This is a genomic window from Pseudochelatococcus sp. B33 (genome assembly GCF_053570585.1).
Window position 1 is genome coordinate 65180 of record NZ_JBSEFH010000022.1, and the last position, 17093, is coordinate 82272.

At 63.7% G+C, this 17093-nt stretch carries 14 protein-coding genes; 7 read left to right on the forward strand and 7 right to left on the reverse strand.

What is annotated here, in order from left to right; translation table 11 throughout:
• Positions 1–119 precede the first annotated feature (119 nt).
• A complete protein-coding gene (locus tag ACUSIJ_RS21960; protein ID WP_449310567.1) occupies positions 120–779 on the forward strand; it encodes a response regulator in 660 nt (219 codons plus the stop codon).
• Entirely contained in the window at positions 776–2146 is a 1371-nt protein-coding gene (locus ACUSIJ_RS21965) for an ATP-binding protein (RefSeq protein ID WP_449310568.1), read from the forward strand. Before ACUSIJ_RS21960 ends, ACUSIJ_RS21965 begins: the two co-directional genes overlap by 4 nt.
• Here ACUSIJ_RS21965 and chrA read toward each other — a convergent pair.
• Both chrA and ACUSIJ_RS21975 read right to left on the reverse strand, forming a co-directional pair.
• Positions 2131–3528 carry a chromate efflux transporter gene (gene chrA / locus ACUSIJ_RS21970; protein WP_449310569.1) on the reverse strand — a complete coding sequence of 466 codons (1398 nt, stop codon included), beginning with the start codon at positions 3526–3528 and terminating at the stop codon, positions 2131–2133. The genes ACUSIJ_RS21965 and chrA overlap by 16 nt on opposite strands.
• Positions 3529–3539: 11 nt before the next feature.
• Positions 3540–4358 carry a chromate resistance protein ChrB domain-containing protein gene (locus tag ACUSIJ_RS21975; protein WP_449310570.1) on the reverse strand — a complete coding sequence of 273 codons (819 nt, stop codon included), beginning with the start codon at positions 4356–4358 and terminating at the stop codon, positions 3540–3542.
• 300 nt (positions 4359–4658) lie between these two features.
• On the opposite strand from ACUSIJ_RS21975, the gene ACUSIJ_RS21980 reads away from it, so the two are divergent.
• The 5 genes from ACUSIJ_RS21980 (at position 4659) to ACUSIJ_RS22000 (ending at position 11713) form a co-directional block, all read left to right on the forward strand.
• Positions 4659–5093, forward strand: coding sequence for a hypothetical protein (locus ACUSIJ_RS21980; RefSeq protein WP_449310571.1), 435 nt, complete (start codon positions 4659–4661; stop codon positions 5091–5093).
• 108 nt (positions 5094–5201) lie between these two features.
• Positions 5202–6677: a multicopper oxidase family protein gene (locus ACUSIJ_RS21985; RefSeq protein ID WP_449310573.1), complete on the forward strand. Its 1476-nt coding sequence runs from the start codon at positions 5202–5204 to the stop codon at positions 6675–6677.
• 139 nt (positions 6678–6816) lie between these two features.
• Complete coding sequence (locus tag ACUSIJ_RS21990) at positions 6817–8901, forward strand: copper-translocating P-type ATPase (protein WP_449310574.1); 2085 nt, start codon at positions 6817–6819, stop codon at positions 8899–8901.
• Between the two features lie 501 nt (positions 8902–9402).
• Entirely contained in the window at positions 9403–10590 is a 1188-nt protein-coding gene (locus ACUSIJ_RS21995) for an acyl-CoA dehydrogenase family protein (protein WP_449310575.1), read from the forward strand.
• A gap of 256 nt (positions 10591–10846) precedes the next feature.
• Entirely contained in the window at positions 10847–11713 is an 867-nt protein-coding gene (locus tag ACUSIJ_RS22000) for a metalloregulator ArsR/SmtB family transcription factor (protein WP_377590809.1), read from the forward strand.
• A 96-nt stretch (positions 11714–11809) separates the two neighbouring features.
• On the opposite strand, the gene pstB is transcribed toward ACUSIJ_RS22000, so the two are convergent.
• The 5 genes from pstB to pstS form a co-directional block, all read right to left on the reverse strand.
• A complete protein-coding gene (gene pstB, locus ACUSIJ_RS22005) occupies positions 11810–12658 on the reverse strand; it encodes a phosphate ABC transporter ATP-binding protein PstB (RefSeq protein ID WP_449310577.1) in 849 nt (282 codons plus the stop codon).
• Between the two features lie 22 nt (positions 12659–12680).
• Positions 12681–13631, reverse strand: coding sequence for a phosphate ABC transporter permease PstA (gene pstA / locus ACUSIJ_RS22010; RefSeq protein WP_449310578.1), 951 nt, complete (start codon positions 13629–13631; stop codon positions 12681–12683).
• Entirely contained in the window at positions 13631–14554 is a 924-nt protein-coding gene (gene pstC / locus ACUSIJ_RS22015) for a phosphate ABC transporter permease subunit PstC (protein ID WP_449310579.1), read from the reverse strand. The genes pstA and pstC overlap by 1 nt, the downstream gene beginning before the upstream one ends.
• 66 nt (positions 14555–14620) lie before the next feature.
• On the reverse strand, positions 14621–15589 hold the full coding sequence (locus tag ACUSIJ_RS22020) for a PstS family phosphate ABC transporter substrate-binding protein (RefSeq protein ID WP_449310580.1): 969 nt from the start codon (positions 15587–15589) through the stop codon (positions 14621–14623).
• A gap of 381 nt (positions 15590–15970) precedes the next feature.
• A complete protein-coding gene (pstS, locus tag ACUSIJ_RS22025; RefSeq protein WP_449310581.1) occupies positions 15971–16993 on the reverse strand; it encodes a phosphate ABC transporter substrate-binding protein PstS in 1023 nt (340 codons plus the stop codon).
• Positions 16994–17093: the final 100 nt, after the last annotated feature.

A 17093-nucleotide genomic window follows, 5' to 3' on the forward strand; every position in this document is an offset into this window, starting at 1 on the left:
TTCAATGTTACGAGGATATATGGCCCGGCTGACGCGAGGCTGAATGGCGCACTCAGCAGCATTCAGCCTCGCGTCAGCTTGCGGGCCGACCATCGCCAGGGGCAGGTGAGAGACAGGTCATGCGCATCCTTCTGGTCGAGGACGACCGTGGCATCGGCGATGCCGTGCGCGCCCAGATGGCCGCCGACGGCCACACGCCCGACTGGGTGTCGACGCTCGCCGATGCGCGCGCCTGCGCCCGGACCGTGGCTTATGACCTGATCCTGCTCGACCTGATGCTGCCCGACGGCGGCGGCCTCGACTTCCTGCGGGCGCTGCGCCGGGGTGGCTCGGTGACGCCGGTCATCATCCTGACCGCGCGCGACCGCATCACCGAGCGCATCGAGGGGCTGAACGCGGGAGCCGACGACTATCTGGTCAAGCCCTTCGACCTCGCCGAGCTTTCCGCCCGCGTCGGTGCGGTAGCACGCCGCTATACGGGCAATCCCAACCCGCTGATCCGGCTCGGCCCGCTCGCCATCGACCTCGCCGCCCGCAGCGTCACCGGCCCGCGCGGCGAGATCGGGCTGAGCCAGCGGGAATGGGCCATCTTCGAGACGCTGTTGCAGCGCCCCGGCATCGTCGTGCCAAAATCCCGGCTTGAGGAACGGCTCTATTCCTTCGACGCGGAAGTGGAGAGCAACACGATCGAGGTCTACGTCAGCCGTCTGCGCCGCAAGCTCGGGCGGGCCAGTATCGAGACGCTGCGCGGCCTCGGCTATCGGCTGGGGCGCGGATGAGTGCGCCCGAAATCGCCAGTCCCGCCGGCCGCCCCCCCAGCCTGCGCCGCGACCTGGCGGTGGGGCTGTCGCTCGGGCTGTCGTTGTTCTGGCTGCTGGCGATGATCACGGCGGGGTTCGTCGTCCGCCACGAGCTGGAGGAAATCTTCGATGCCGCCCTGCGCCAGACGGCCGAGCGCATCCTGCCGCTCGCGGTCATCGAGCAGATCAACGCGGAAGACGCGCCCACCTCGCGGCAGATCTCGGCGCTCGGGCCGCCGATGACGGGGCAGATCACCTATGTCCTGCGCGGGCGCGACGGCAGGATCGCGCTGTTCTCGGACGACGCCGATCTCGCAGTCTTCGCGCAACCGTTGGCCGAAGGCTTCCACACCGTGAACGACCACCGCATCTACGCGCGCTCGGCCGTGTCGGGCGCCTACCAGATCGAGGTGGCCGAACCGTTTTCCTATCGGCGCGAGGCGCGGCTTGACACCATAGGCTCGATGTTCCTGCCGCTCGTCCTGCTGCTGCCGGCAAGTTTTTTCGGCATCGCACTCTTCACCCGCGCGCGGCTTGCGCCGGTGGCGGCGCTCTCCGTCGAGGTGGCGGGGCGCGACGCCTCCGATCTCTCGCCGCTAACCACGCCCGGCTTGCAGCTCGAACTGGAGCCCATCCGCACCGCCGTGGACCGGCTGATGGCCCGGCTCTCCCGCACGCTGGACGCCGAGCGCAGCTTCACCGCCAATGCCGCGCACGAGCTGCGCACGCCGGTGGCTGCCGTGCTTGCGCAGACGCAGCGGCTCGTCGCCGAGGCCCCGGAGGGACCGCTGCGCCAGCGTGCGCAGGGGATCGAGGCCGAGCTGAAGCGCGTTGCCCGCCTGGCGGAAAAGCTGCTGCACCTGTCGCGTGCGGAAGGCGGCGGCGTGCTGGCCGACACCGCGAGTGACATGGCGCCGATCCTGTCGATGGTGGCGGAAGACTTTCTCCGCGCCGGACATGGCGGGCGGCTGCGGCTCACCCTCCCCGAAGGCGGCGCAAGCCTGCGGATCGACCCTGACGCCTTCGCCATCCTCGCCCGCAACCTGATCGAGAACGCGCTGATCCACGGCGATTCCGCCGAGCCGGTCGAGGTGACGCTCGCACCCGACGGCGGGCTGACCGTTAGCAACGCAGGCCCCGTCATCCCGCCGGAAGTTCTCTCGCGCCTCACTGCCCGGTTCGAGCGGGCGGGAAGCATCAGCGGGGGCTCGGGGCTCGGCCTTGCCATCGCCGCCGCCATCACTAGAGGAACCGGCGCGACGCTGACCCTGACTTCGCCAGCGCCCGGCAGAAGCGACGGCTTCGAGGCGCGTTTCCGGCCGGCTGGCCGTCACGCCAGCCAGTAGCCGATGATCAATCCCGCCGCCGCGCTGGCGACAAGCGTCGTGATCATGCCGACCTTGAACCACAGCATGGCGACCATCGCGGCGGCGGCGAGCACGGCCGCGCGCCAGTTGACCGAGGAAAGGACCGGCACATAGGGGCTGGCGCCGAGGACGTCGACCCTCTGCACCGCGTCGAAGACGACATGCAGCGCAAACCACAGCGCGAGGTTCATGATCACGCCGACCACGGCGGCGGTGATCGCCGACAGCGCCGCCGAGATCGCCCTGTTGCCGCGCAGCGCCTCGACATAGGGCGCGCCGAGAAAGATCCACAAAAAGCACGGCGCAAACGTCACCCAGGTGGTCAGCAGCGCGCCCAGCGCCCCGGCGAGGAGCGGATCGAGGGCGCCCGGCGCGCGCCAGGCGGCGAGGAAGCCGACGAACTGCAGCACCAGGATCAGCGGCCCCGGCGTGGTTTCGGCAAGGCCGAGCCCGTCGACCATCTCGCCGGTGGAGAGCCAGCCGTAGCCGTCGACCGCTGCCTGCGCGACATAGGCGAGCACCGCATAGGCGCCGCCGAAGCTGACCACCGCGATCGCGCTGAAGAAGGCGCCAAGCTGCGTCCAGACGCTGGACGAGCCCGTCAGCAGCCACAGCAGCAGCACCGGCCCGAGCCAGATCGGCAGCCACAGCGCCAGCACCTTGAGGAAGCCCGCCGACGACGGATCGGCGTGGGTGAGTTCCCCGCGCGCAAACATCCCGTCGACCACGCCCGCGTCGTCCGCCGCACTCCCCTTCGCGCCGTGCCCCTTGGCAACGAAGAGCTGCGGCATGGCGCGGCTGCCGAGCCAGCCCGTGAGGGCGGCAATCGCAATGAGAAGCGGGAACGGGATACGAAACGCGTAGATGCCGATGAAGGCCGCGACCGCGATCGCGACCAGCGCGGGGCTGGCGAGCGCCCGCCGGCCGATCCGCAGCACGGCGTCGATGACGACGGCCAGCACCGCCGCCTTTACGCCGAGGAACATGGCATCGACGAACGGCAGTTCCCGGAAGAAGACATAGAGCAGGCTGAGGCCCAGCATGACCAGCGCGCCGGGAAGCACGAACAGCACCCCGGCGACCACTCCGCCCCAGGTGCGATGCAGCAGCCAGCCGATGTAGATGGCGAGATGCTGTGCCTCGGGGCCTGGCAGCAGCATGCAGTAGTTGAGGGCGTGCAGGAAACGCTGCTCGCCGATCCATCGCCGGTCCTCGACCAGTTCCTTGTGCATCAGCGCGATCTGGCCGGCCGGCCCGCCGAAGCTGAGCAGGCCGATCTTAGCCCACACCCGCGTCGCCTCGGCGAAGGTCGGGACGGCCGGCGCGGCGACGGCTTCATCCGTCGTGACAGTGATTGTCATAGCGACCTCCGTTATGCCGGCTTCTTGGTGGAAGGCCAGTTGTGCGTTTCCTCGGTGGCATCCCGGCTCCAGCGATAGAGGGCGTCGTAGAGCAGCAGACCCGCCTCGAGCTGTTCGAGATCGTCGCGGAACATGCGGGAGAGGCCGAGCGAGGCGGCGAGAAGGCCGGCGGCCTCCGGCACGAGATCGAGCCGCGCCGTGTCCGCCGCGCGCACGATCGCCGCCAGACGGCCGAGCGGTTCGGAGACGAGCCCGAATTCCTCCAGCATGACGTCGAAGGTGCAGCGCTCGCCCCGGTGACTCCAGAACACCCCGTCGATATCGAAGGGTGTTGCGCCGAAGCGTTCGGCGACCGCCGTCACCTCCGGCGCGCCGACGTAGAGGAACACGGCGTTCGGATCGATGAAGCGGCGGATGAACCAGGGGCAGGCGATGCGGTCGACCTTGGGCCGCGCCCGCGTGACCCACACGGTGCGTCCGGCGGCGTCGCGCGGTGGCAGCCTGTCGGGCCTGACGAGGAGCCCACCGGCGGCGCGCCAGGCGTCGAAACCGCCTTCGAGCGTTTCCGCTCTGGCGCCTTCGTGGAGCAGCCAGGCGGTCACGGCCTGGGCGAAATCCCGCCCCCTGCCGTCGACCACGACGACGTGGCGGCCGGCTAATTCGCAGGCCCAGGCCGCGACACGCGAAGCGTCGCGGCTCAGGGCAGCAGGCAGGAAGCGCGGGTCGGCATCGACGTCCGCCTGCACGCGGACATCGACGATGACCGGCGCGGTCGGCAGGCCGGCAAGACGGGAAAGCTGCGGTACGGTGATTTCGGTATGAGACGGCATGAACGTCCATTCCTCTTTCAGGGAACATGGACGCGATGTTTAGGCTGCCGCCTCACGGGGTAATCGCGATCAACCCCTTGCGCCGGAAATTACTCGCAGACCGGTGGTTGCGCAAGGGCTAGGAAAGCGCCTCCGAACGATTTTCGCCCGCGCGGGGATACGCGATACCTGCAGACATGCAGGCCCACCGCATATCGCTTCCTGCCGGCGAGGCGCTGTTATCCGAGGGCGGATCGTGTTGTCTTGATATCGGCTTTCCTTGACAGGAAGCCGACGCGCCGGTTATTGAGGCGCAACCGGATGGTTTGCTACAAGCGGCAAACCATGTGGCGGAAAGTGAGCTGGCGGATGGCCGTTTGGTACACGCTTTCACGGATGCGCTTGCTGCCAGCCCTGCTGGTTGCTGTCGCGTTGTTTGTTGCGCCGTTGGCTCATGCCATGCCGGTACCGTGCCACAGCCAGACCGTTCAGGTACCGGCGCAAGACGGCGTTGGGAATCAACATCAAGCCGCCGTATCCGTTCATAAGATCCATACCGGAAACGGTCAGTTACACGCGGCTGATTATAAGGTATGCTGCAGCTTCGCCTGCGGCGTGTGCGCCGTCGTGGCCGGTGCAGCGGATGCGAGCACTTTCGTTCCGGCTTCCGTCAGGCAATATTACGGATGGGCCGACCAGATTTCCCTTGGCCTGTCGGTCTTGCCCTTGCTGACTCCTCCCCGATCCATGGTCTGAAGCCGTCAGGACGCCGCTCTCCGGCGTCATGTGGATGATTGTGCGCCGCAAGGGCGCGCATAGATCAATTCGCCGACCACCGTGTCGGCATGGAAACGGGTTCCCAACATGAATCGTCGTGACTTCCTCACGCGGCTGACGGCCGGCGCGGTAGCGCTCGCGTCGCCGACCGCCATGTCCCTTCCCGGCCTTGCCCGGGCGCAAACCGCCAGCCCGGCCTCTCCGGCTGAAGACGAAACGCGCCAGCTCGCCGTCATCACCCGTACGCTCGACATCAACGGCAGGGCCGCGCGTGTCTTCGGGCTCGCACAGCCCGACGGAACGCAGGGGCTGACTCTCGACGCAGGCGGCAGCTTCGACGTGACGCTCACCAACCGGGCCAATGCACCGACGTTGATCCACTGGCACGGTCTGACGCCGCCGTGGGAACAGGACGGCGTGCCGGACAACCCGGCTGCCCTGCTGCAACCGGCCGAAACCCGCCGTTACAGCTTTCCGGCGGGCGCCGGCGGCACCCACTGGATGCATGCCCATACGCTGCAGGAGCAGGACCTTCTCGCCGCCCCGCTGATCGTACGCACCGCCGCCGACCGCGCGCGGGACGAGCAGGAAGTCGTGATCCTGCTGCACGACTTCTCTTTCACACCGGCGGAGGAACTTCTCAATCGGCTGCAGAATGCCACGGGTAGCGGGCGCGGCCAGCACGGCGCCGCCATGAGCCAGTCCGCGATGCACGGGTCTGCAGCGCACGGAGCCGCCGGAGGACACGGCACAATGCCGATACCGGTGATGGACCTCAACGACATCGAGTACGACGCCTATCTCGCCAACGACCGCACGCTCGACGATCCGGAAGTCGTGCACGTGGAGAGGGGCGGCCGGATACGGCTGCGCATCATCAACGGCGCGACGGCGACCGCCTTCACCATCGACACCGGCGGCCTCGGCGGGACCCTGATCGCTGTCGACGGGCAGGACGTGCGGCCAATTGTGGGCAACGCCTTCCCGGTCTCCATGGGCCAGCGCGTCGACATCCGGCTGCAACTGCCGCAAGGCGGAGGCGCGTGGCCGATCCTCGCCCTGCGCGAGGGCGCCGTCGAGCGCGCCGGCATCATCCTCGCCACGCCCGGCGCGCCGGTCCGAAAGATCCCGGTGCATGGCGCGGTTGCCGGGCCGGTTCTCGATCTCGATCTCGAAAGGCAGTTGTCGGCGACAGCACCGCTCGCGCACCGCGCGCCGGACCGCCGTTACACCCTCGCCCTCACTGGTGACATGGCGGGTTACGTCTGGGGTTTCGGTAGCGGCGACGCCCTCACAGCCGCCCACGGCGAGCGGATCGCGGTGACGCTTGTCAACACATCGATGATGGCGCACCCGATGCACTTGCACGGCCACCATTTCCAGGTGACCGGCATCGACGGCAGGGCCATCCGCGGTGCGGTGCGCGACACGGTGCTGGCGCCACCGCATGCCCGTGTGACCGTCGTCTTCGACGCCGACAACCCCGGCCGCTGGCCGCTCCACTGCCACCATCTCTATCACATGGCCGCGGGAATGATGGCATTCGTCGACTACGCCGCCTGAAACCGCCATCGCTGGTGAAAACGGCGGCACGGGCGGAGTTCGCCGCCGCTTGGGAAAGCTACGCCCGCAGCGTGCCCGCCTTCATTCCCCGGATTGCTCGTTCCGGAGCAAACAACACCTATCCCGGAGATTTCAGACGATGACCGATCACAAGTCCCACGCCAGCCATCATGACCATCACGGCGGCCATGCGCATCACCATCCTGACGGCAACTCCATCGTCGCGGCAGCCGGCTCCACCCATTCCGCGCACGGCGGCCATGACCACGCTGCCATGATCGCCGACTTCCGGCGCCGATTCTGGATATCGCTGACGCTGACGCCGCCGATCCTGCTGCTGTCGCCGATGATCCAGCACTGGCTGGGGCTTGGCGACGCGCTGGCGTTTCCGGGCGGCGGGCTCGTGCTCTTCGCGCTCTCCACCATCGTCTATGTCTATGGCGGCTGGCCCTTCCTGACCGGCTTCACCTCGGAACTGCGCGACCGGCAGCCGGGCATGATGACCCTGATCGCGCTGGCGATCTCGGCCGCCTATTTTTACTCCGTCGCCGTCACCTTCGGCCTTCCCGGCGAGTCCTTCTATTGGGAGCTCGCGACGCTGATCACCATCATGCTGCTCGGCCACTGGCTGGAGATGCGCTCGGTGATGGGCGCCTCGCGCGCCCTGGAGGAGCTGGTCAGGCTGCTGCCGGACACCGCCACGAAGATCGGCGCGGATGGTGCGACGCAGGATGTTCCGATTTTCGCCCTCCAGCCCGGCGACCGCGTGCTCATCCGCCCCGGCGCCAAGGTGCCGGTGGACGGAAAGATCATCGAGGGCGCGAGTTCGTTCAATGAGGCGATGCTGACCGGCGAATCGCGGCCGGTCTCCAAGGCGGTAGGGGCAAGCGCCATCGGCGGGGCGATCAACGGCGAAGGCTCGGTGAAGATCGAGGTCACAGCCACCGGCGACAAGACCTATCTCGCGCAGGTCATCACGCTCGTGAAAGAGGCGCAGGCCAGCCGCTCGCGCACGCAGGATATCGCCAACCGCGCCGCGGCCTGGTTGACCTATATCGCGTTGACGGTGGGCATCGGCACGCTGGTCGTCTGGCTCGCCCTCGGCGCCCCCTTCCAGTTCGCCATCGAGCGTATGGTGACGGTGATGGTGATCGCCTGCCCGCATGCGCTCGGCCTCGCCGTGCCGCTGGTCGTAGCGGTCAGCACCTCGCTCAGCGCCGGCAACGGGCTCCTGATCCGCGACCGGGCCGCCTTCGAGAGGGCACGCAACCTGAATGCGGTGGTCTTCGACAAGACCGGCACCCTCACCGAGGGCCGGTTCGGGGTCAGCAACATCGTGCTTCTGGCGGGCGGGGATGAGGCTGAGGCGCTGCGCTACGCCGCCGCCGCCGAGAGCCGGTCCGAGCATCCGATCGCCCATGGCATCCTGGCCGAGGCTAAGAGAAGGGGTCTTGTACCGCCGCCAGCCGGCGACGTGCGCAACATCACCGGTGAAGGGATCGCGGCGACGGTGGGCGGCGAGGACGTGCGCATCGTCAGCCCCGGCCATCTGGCGCGGCAGGGCAATCCTGTGGGCGGGGAACGTCTCAAGCAGCTTGAGGCGCAGGGCAAGACCGTTGTCGTGCTGGTCCGAGGCGGTGTCCCGCAGGCGCTGCTCGCGCTGGCCGACATCGTGCGCCCCGAATCCCGGGAAGCCATCGCGGAACTGAAGCGGCTGGGCGTCAATTCGGTGATGCTGACCGGCGACGCCGCGGGCGTGGCCAAGGCCGTGTCGGAAGATCTCGGCATCGCCAAGTATTTCGCCGAGGTTCTGCCTGATCAGAAATCGGCCAAGATCAAGGAGCTTCAGGCCCGCGGGCTCAAGGTCGCCATGGTGGGCGACGGTGTCAACGACGCGCCGGCGCTGGTGCAGGCTGATCTCGGTGTCGCCATCGGCGCCGGGACCGACGTGGCCGTGGAATCAGCGGATATCGTTTTGGTTCGGAGCGATCCGCGCGATGTTGCAGCGATCTTGGGTCTGTCGCGCGCTACTTACAGAAAAATGGTGCAGAACCTGATTTGGGCAACCGCCTATAACGTCATTGCCATTCCAATGGCGGCGGGCATTACTTTCGGCACCGGCTTTCTCATGACGCCAGCCGTTGGCGCGATCTTCATGTCCGCGAGCACGATCATCGTCGCAATCAACGCACAATTGCTACGATTCTACCGGACCGGCAATTGACAACCGGCAACAAGAAATCGCGCAGAGACCAGGGTGTTTTTCATACCCAGTCCATGCACGATTTATCGCCAATTCTATACTGCAGATGGCGCACTACAGGTGTCGAAAATTTGGCGTGCGTGAAAGCACTTAATCGGACAATCCTATCCATGAGCGGTTCAGGTCTCGGCACAGAAGCAAGGCTCATAGACTAGCAGGAGGCTGCTATCGAGTGACGCAAACGCGCGTCGGTACACGCGGCGCGGCAAGGGTAATGATGCCTTCCTCTGCCTCTTATATGGCGAGACCAATCTATAGACGTTGGGCATGCTCCCTTTCAGGGGCGTCCCACGAGCCTCTCCGGAGAATCGCATAGCTATTTCCATAGAATTCTAGATTTTTTATAAACTATATGTAATTTATGAGAATCGTACAAACGTCGAAATGCTTGGAAAGGAGACCGGAACTGCTCCGCATTCCATTCATTGCGATTTATCGTCAAACAAGTCGCGGCCGCTCTTTATGAGGTACCTCTCCATGAACAGCCCGGTGAATCATCCGCTAAATGCCTCTGGCAGCGACCTCGTCTCGCGAGCGCGGGAGATTGCCAGTCTTGCCCGTGAGCACGCCGTCGCCGCGGAGAATGCTCGGGTCCTGGCGCGAGAGGTGGTAGACGCAATCGGGGCTGCCGACCTGTTCAGGCTAGCAGTGCCTGCCGTGTATGGCGGACCCGAGGCAGATCCCGTGACCTATGTCGACGCGATAGCAGCTCTGTCGGAGGGGGACGCGGCTGCCGGATGGTACGCTGCTGTTTCATCTACGACATCCGTGCTCGCATGGTATCTGCAGCCCGAGGCGGTCCGAGAAATCTACGTTGCCAATCCGGCGTCTCTCACAGGGGGCTCGTTCGCCCCGACGGGGCGCGGCTCATGGGTTGACGGAAGGCTGCGGGTCGATGAGGGGCGGTGGCCGTGGGGATCTTGTGGCCTTCAAGCAGACTGGATGACTGGTGGGGTTCTCGACGGCGACCGTCTCTTCATCATCTTCCTCCCCCGCGGCGATTTTGAGCCGCATGATACATGGCATGCGTTCGGTCTAAAGGCGACGGCTTCAAATGATTTTTCGGTTCGCAAGGGAGCCATCGTTCCCGGGCACCGTATCCTTGAGTTCGGCAAGGGCTTCGTTCCTGCCGTCGATAGCGCCCTTGCCCGTTTTCCGGGCTTCGTCTACATCGCCGCTGCCTATGCTGCAGTACTGCTAGGGAACGCGCGGGGGGCCATCCATGAACTCGTTGATCTGGCTAGGCACAAGGTTCCGACTGGTAGCGAGGCGACACTTGCTGAAACTCCGTTGACGCAACTGACGGTTGCTCAATCCGAAGCTAGGCTTCTTGCAGCCTCCGCATTCGTACGCGAATCTTTGGCCAGCATATGGGAAACCATTCAGGCTGGCGATCCAGCGACAGTAGACCAGAGGACGACCGCCCGCCTCGCCATCAGCCACGCTGCTCAGGAAGCCTCGAAGGTGGTTGACGCCTTGTATACGCTAGGCGGCGCCACCTCGACATTCTTAGCGAATCCGCTCCAGAAGCGACTCAGGGACGCCCATGTCGCCACCCAGCATCTGTTGGTATCGGAGAAATTTTTCCTAATTCACGGACAACAGCGGCTCGGCTTCGCTATCGACGAGAAGGTTATCGCCACACTCTGATGCGATGCAGAGCGACTACCCCGGTCGGGCGCGAGGCCAAAGCCCTGAGTGCATCGATCGCCGATCGCACTTTCTTCGTGGAAATCTCGTTCTCGCGTTGCTCCAGCACGGTGTTCAGCTAAAATAGCTTGTAGCGGTGCATCTCATTGAACATGCTGGTTCTACAACCTGAGCCGATTGCGTATCGTCCGTTTTCTTGAGGGTGTTGCTGCACGCGCCGGCGAGATATTCTGATCGCGCTCATTTGTGGAGGTACTTGCGTTCGGCATATTATTTCGATAAATCTCGACGCATGGAAAAACACATAATCGTCGAGGCTTTTGCAGCCATCGCGCAAGCTACACGACTGGATGCGTTGCGCCTGCTCCTGGATCGCCGGGAGACGGGAGTGCCGGCGGGCGACGTCGCGAAGCTGCTCGACGTGCCGCAGAATACCATGTCGGCCCATCTTGCGGTGCTGAAGCGGGCCGGCCTCGTTCGTACCGAACGGCACGGAACGACGATCATCTACCGGCCGGACACCGAGCGGGTCTGGCAACTCGTCGATTTTCTGGTCACAGACTTTGCGGCTCTCGCGGCGACCACGGACAGGTCCATTTCAACAGCCGTCATTCCGCGGGCTGGCGCTGCACCCGACCCCGTATACAACGTCTTGTTTCTCTGTACGGGCAACTCCGTGCGGTCGATCCTCGCGGAGAGCGTTTTGAACCGCGATGGCGGGGGGCGATTCCGTGCTTTCTCTGCCGGTAACAAGCCACGAGGCGAGATTCACCCGACCACCATCGCAACTTTGGCAGAACTCGATTATCCGACTGAGGGATTGCGTTCGAAGAGCTGGGACGAATTCGCGAGCCCCGAAGCTCCCATCATGGATTTCGTATTCACGCTCTGCGACAGCGCGGCGGGTGAGGAATGCCCGGTCTGGCCAGGGCGCCCGCTGACGGCCCACTGGGGCATCGAAGACCCCTCCATCGTCGGAGAGGCTGATTTTCGGCAAGCCGCCGCATTCCGCCAGGCGGCAGGTTACATCCGAAATCGTGTCGCCGCGTTCATCAGCCTCCCGCTGGATTCGCTCGACCGGATGTCCCTTCGCGACAAGCTCCGGACGATCGGCAGTTTGTAAGGCACCGCGGCTTCTTGTCTTGCGTGACGATGCAGGCTCGCGCCTCGCGCGTCGTAGCGAATCATGCCGCGAGATTCACGGCTCCCTCCCGTCGCCTCAACCGAACCGCCCGGTGATATACTGCTGTGTCCGCTCGTGGCGCGGATTGGTGAAAAATTCCTTGGTCGCGTTGAACTCGGTCATTTCGCCCAGGTGCATGTAGGCCGTGTAGCTCGATATGCGTGCAGCCTGCTGCATGTTGTGGGTGACGATGACGATCGTGTAGTGCTGCCGAAGTTCGTCGATCAGTTCCTCTATGCGTGCGGTCGCGATAGGGTCGAGCGCGGACGTGGGCTCGTCGAAAAGGATGATTTCCGGATTGGGCGCGAGCGTCCGGGCGATGCAAAGGCGCTGCTGCTGCCCACCCGAAAGGCCGTAGGCGGAGTCGTGCAGACGGTCCTTGACCTCGTTCCAGAGTGCGGCGTCCCTGAGCGCCTCCTCCACCCGCTCGTCAAGCACGGATTTGCGATTGATGCCTCTGACCCGAAGGCCCGCCGCCACGTTTTCGTAGATCGATTTCGGGAACGGATTGGGCTTCTGGAACACCATGCCAATGCGAAGCCGGATCAGTATCGCATCGGTTTGCGGCCCGACCACGTTCTTCCCTTCCGGCAAGAGCGTAATCTCGCCATCATAGCGGTTTCCCGGATAGAGATCGTGCATGCGATTGAACGAGCGCAGCAAGGTGCTCTTGCCGCAGCCGGAAGGACCGATGAGCGCCGTGACCTCCCGGTAAGCGATCGGCAGGTTGACGGATTTCAGGGCGAGGAAGTCGCCATACCAGAAGGACAGATTGCGAACTTCGGCCCGGAGTTTGTCCGGGCGGGCCAGGATGCCGCCGACGCCGCCAGATTCGGTCTCCCCGGCGATCAGCTTCTGAAAGGTGGGAGCGGGCGTTTCGACCATGTGTTCAAGTCCTGTCCTTGGTTCAGAGGCCAATCCGGCGACGCAGCCTGAAGCGGATCCAGATCGCAATGGCATTCATGCCAAGAGTCATGATGAGGAGTACGACACCCGTGGCGGCGGCGTTGACGTGGAAGGCAGCCTGCGGGCGCGAGATCCAGTTGAACATCTGGATCGGCATCACGGTGAAGGGCGCGTGCAACCAGTCAAAGTTGACGAAGGGAAAATCTGGCTGAACCGGCGCCGGCGGCAGAAAGGCAATGAAGGTCAGCGCGCCGATGGTGATGATCGGCGCCGTTTCGCCGATCGCACGCGACAGGCCGACTATCGCCCCGGTCAGGATACCGGGCCGGGCTGCCGGCAGGATATAGTGCCACATGGTCTGCCACTTGTCCGCCCCGATCCCGTAAGCCCCTTCCCGGATCATTTGCGGAATGCTGCGGATGGCTTCGCGCGTTGCGACGATGACGATCGGCAGGATGAGAAGGGCAAGCACCATGCCGGCAACCATGACCGACCGGCCAAGCCCGGCCAGGTAGACGAAGAAGCCGAGCGCCAGCAGACCGTAAATGATCGAAGGAACGCCGGCGAGGTTGGTGACGTTGATCTCGATGATGTCGGTCAACCAGTTTTTCGGCGCATATTCCTCGAGGTAGAGACCGGCGGCGATACCGAGCGGGATGGCGAGCATGGCAGTGACGAACATGACGAGGCATGTGCCGACCCATGCGGAAAGGATGCCGGATCGTTCGGGGCGCCGGGAAGGAAAATCGGTCAGGAAAGCTATGTCTATCCTGGAAAAGCCATCCACGAACAGATCGGCGATCAACGCCAGCAGGAACGCCATGGCCACGAAGAGAATGAAAAGACCGAGGCCGGCGAAGATGGCGTCCCTTCGGCGTGCCCTGCCTACCAGAACGATTTCGTCCTGCTCGGATGAGGCCGTGGCGGCCCGTGTGAGAATTTCGGAGGTCATCAGTACGCTTCCCGGAAGCGTCGGCGCAGGAAGAAACCGACGATATTGAAGAAGAGCGTCAGCACGAACAGCGCAAGGCCGGCGGCAAAGATGGTCTGGTACGCCAGCGAACCGTGCGGCAGATCGCCGAGGCTCATCTGCACGATATAGGACGTGATGGTCGCCGCCCCTTCACGCGGATCAGCGGTCAGGTTTGGATTCTGCCCGGCAGCGATGGCAAGCACCATGGTCTCCCCTACCGCGCGGGACATGCCGAGCAGATATGCCGCGGTGATGCCGGAGAACGCGCCCGGGATGATCACCTTGAAGGTCGTCTGAAGGCGCGTCATGCCAAGCGCGAATGCACCCTCGCGCAGCGACGCGGGAACGGCACGCATTGCGTCCTCGCTGATCGAGACGATGTAGGGTAGGATCATGATGCCGAGCACTATCCCCGGAACCAGCAGGTTGAATCCGGTCAAGCCCGGAATGAAGGTCTGAAACAGCGGCGTCAGGAACAGCAGGGCGAAATATCCATAGACGACCGTCGGTATGGCGCCGAACAGTTCGAGAATCGGCTTGACGGTTTCGCGCACGGCGGCCGGAGCATATTCGCTGAGATAGACGGCGAGAACGGTTCCGAACGGGATCGCGATGGCGATCGCTATACCCGCAGCCCATAGCGTCGCGGTCAGCAGCGGCAGGATGCCATAGCGGGGTTGCGCGAAAACGGGGGTCCACTGAGTATCAGTGAGGAATGTCCATAGCGATACTTCGGTAAAAAAGCCCCACGACTCGCTGACGAGGACATAAACGATCGCGGCAGTCACGAACACGGAAAGTGCCGCCGACAGAAAGAGCACGGCGCGCATGCCGAGATCGATCAACCGGCGCCGGCGAAGGAAGGCCTCGGAAGGCCGGAAGGCGTCAGCCGACGAACTCATTGGCGCATCTCCGGTAGTGATGATGGCCGAGGCGCTTGACCTCAGCCATCGTGGCTGGCCATCGCGTCAGTTGGCTGCGTCCTGAACCAGATCGGTCACGGTCACGCCGATCTTGGAGCCGCCCTCGAAATGGGAGCCCGTCTTGCGGTTCTCGAATTTCTTGAGAGCGAGGGTCGCAGCCTCGGCGGGCAGCGCCACGTAGCCAACCTCGCTGACGAGTTCCTTCTGATTATCGGCATCGAACAGGAACGCCACGAACTCACGAACATGTTCCTTCGCGTCCGCCGCCTGCTTGGACACGTAATAGAAGAGCGGGCGGGTCAGCGGCTGATAGGTGCCGTCGGTGGCTGTCGCGATCGAGGGTTCCACGCAGGAGCCGTCCTCCTGCCGGATCGCGACGGCCTTCACCTTGCCAGCGTTCTCGGTGAGGTATGCCAGACCGAGGAAGCCGAGGGCATTCTTGTCGCCGATCACCCCCTGGATGGTGATGTTGTCGTCTTCCGTCGCCGTGTAGTCGCCGCGGCTGGAGTGTTCCTTACCGTTGATAGCCAGCGTGTAATAGTCGTACGTGCCGGAATCGGTGCCGGCGCCGAACAGGGCCAGACGACCGTTCGGGAAGCCCTCGCGGACCAGATTCCAGTTCTGGACCTTGCCCTGTGCCTCCGGTTCCCAGATTTTTTTCAACTCGGCAACGGAAAGGCAGGTAGCCCAATCATTGCCCGGATTGATGATGGTTGCCAGAGCATCGACGGCCACCGGCAACTCGATAAATTCGATGCCGCTTTCCTTGCAAAGCGCGATTTCCTCGGAGCGGATCGGACGCGATGCGCCGGTGATGTCGGTTTCGCCGCGACAGAACTTCTTGAACCCGCCACCCGTGCCGGACGAGCCAACGGTGGCGAGGATCTTCCCTGCCTGCTTATTCTGGAATTCCTCCGCCATGGCTTCGGAGATCGGGAAAACCGTGCTCGATCCGTCGATCAGTACGGTTGGCGCCTGCTGGGCGAAGGAAGGCGTAAGCAGGCTGCCAAGCATGAACGCGGCCGTTGCCGCCTTGATGAGCGACTTCGATGCGGAAGCGAAGGGATGGGTTCTGCTGGTCATGGCGACTCTCTTATGAGCATGGGAAGGGGCGGCACTGACAGCGCCTATGCTTCACATAGTAATAACAGATGACGATCGTGTGTCAAATAAGTAATATCATAATATCTGGATGAATTGATATATATAAGATAACAATTATATGCATTAAGTGCTTATATAATATAATGGATAAATTTTTATTTACTGGTGTCAGCAAGGTCTGTCTTGGTGAGGTATTTCATTTTCGATGGCGCCCCGGAGCGCCATCCGATGACGTTTCGTCGGATGGCGCAGCTCCTTTATTGATCGCGAGAAACCCGCGACTGCCCTCTGTCAGTGCAATCCCGCAAGGATCGCCTGCGCGCGGTTCACGACGGGCACGGGCAGCGGGATGTAGCCGAGTCTGTCGGCGAAGCTCTGGCCCCCCACCAGTCCCCAGCCGACGAACCGCTTCAGCGCATCGGCGACCTGCGGATTCTTGTTAGTCTTGCGCAACAAGGTCCAGTTATAGGACACGATGGGATAGACCGTATCTCCCGCAGGGTCGGGGATGATCTGACGTCCGTCGTCCGGCATGCCGTCGAGCGCCGAGGCAAGCGCTGCCGAGCCCGAAGCGTCGTCCGGACGGATATACTGCCCGGCCCTGTTCTCGATAAGTGCGGGCCGCAGGTTCAACTGTTCGGCGAAGGAATACTCGATATATCCGATGGAGTATTCCGTGATCGCGATCCGGCCTGCAACACCTTCATTGCCCGAGACGATCATGGCGTTGTTCGGCCACGCGACGGTGGTGCCAACCTCCTTCCAGGTATCGCTCACGGCTGCGAGATGGGTAGTGAAAGCGAAGGTCGTACCGCTCGCATCACGCCGGGCAACGATCGCGATATTGCGCTTCGGAATGTCGACGCCCGGATTGACGGCACGGATCAGCGGATCGTCCCACGTCTTGATCCTGCCGCTCATGATACCGACAAGGGCCTGGCGGCTTAGCTGCAGATCCCCGGAGAAGCCCGGGATGTTATAGGCCAGAACGACCATCCCCGCGGTCGTCGGCACATGCAACACGTTTTCCGGCACGTTCGCGATTTCTTCATCGGTCATCGGGCGCTCGGTCGAGCCGAAATCAACGCTCCCTTGCGTGAAGCGTCGAATGCCCTCGCCACTGCCGACGCTCTTGTAGGTGACGGCGACGTCCGCGTTGGCCCGATTGAACTCGGCCGTCCACTCCTTGTAGAAATTGGCAGCAAACGATGAACCTGCTCCATTGAGTTCAATGGCTCTTGCCTGTCCAGCAAGGCAGAGGGCCGTTGCAAGCGTTGCCGCGTAAAGCGCGTTTTTCGGGCTAAAGCTCTCCATGAACCATTCTCCCAAGCAGGATCGGGCAACGGCGACAGGAACACGCCTTGTTGGAATCCGATGAGAAGATTTATGTCTGCTGATCATGATAACCTCTTGT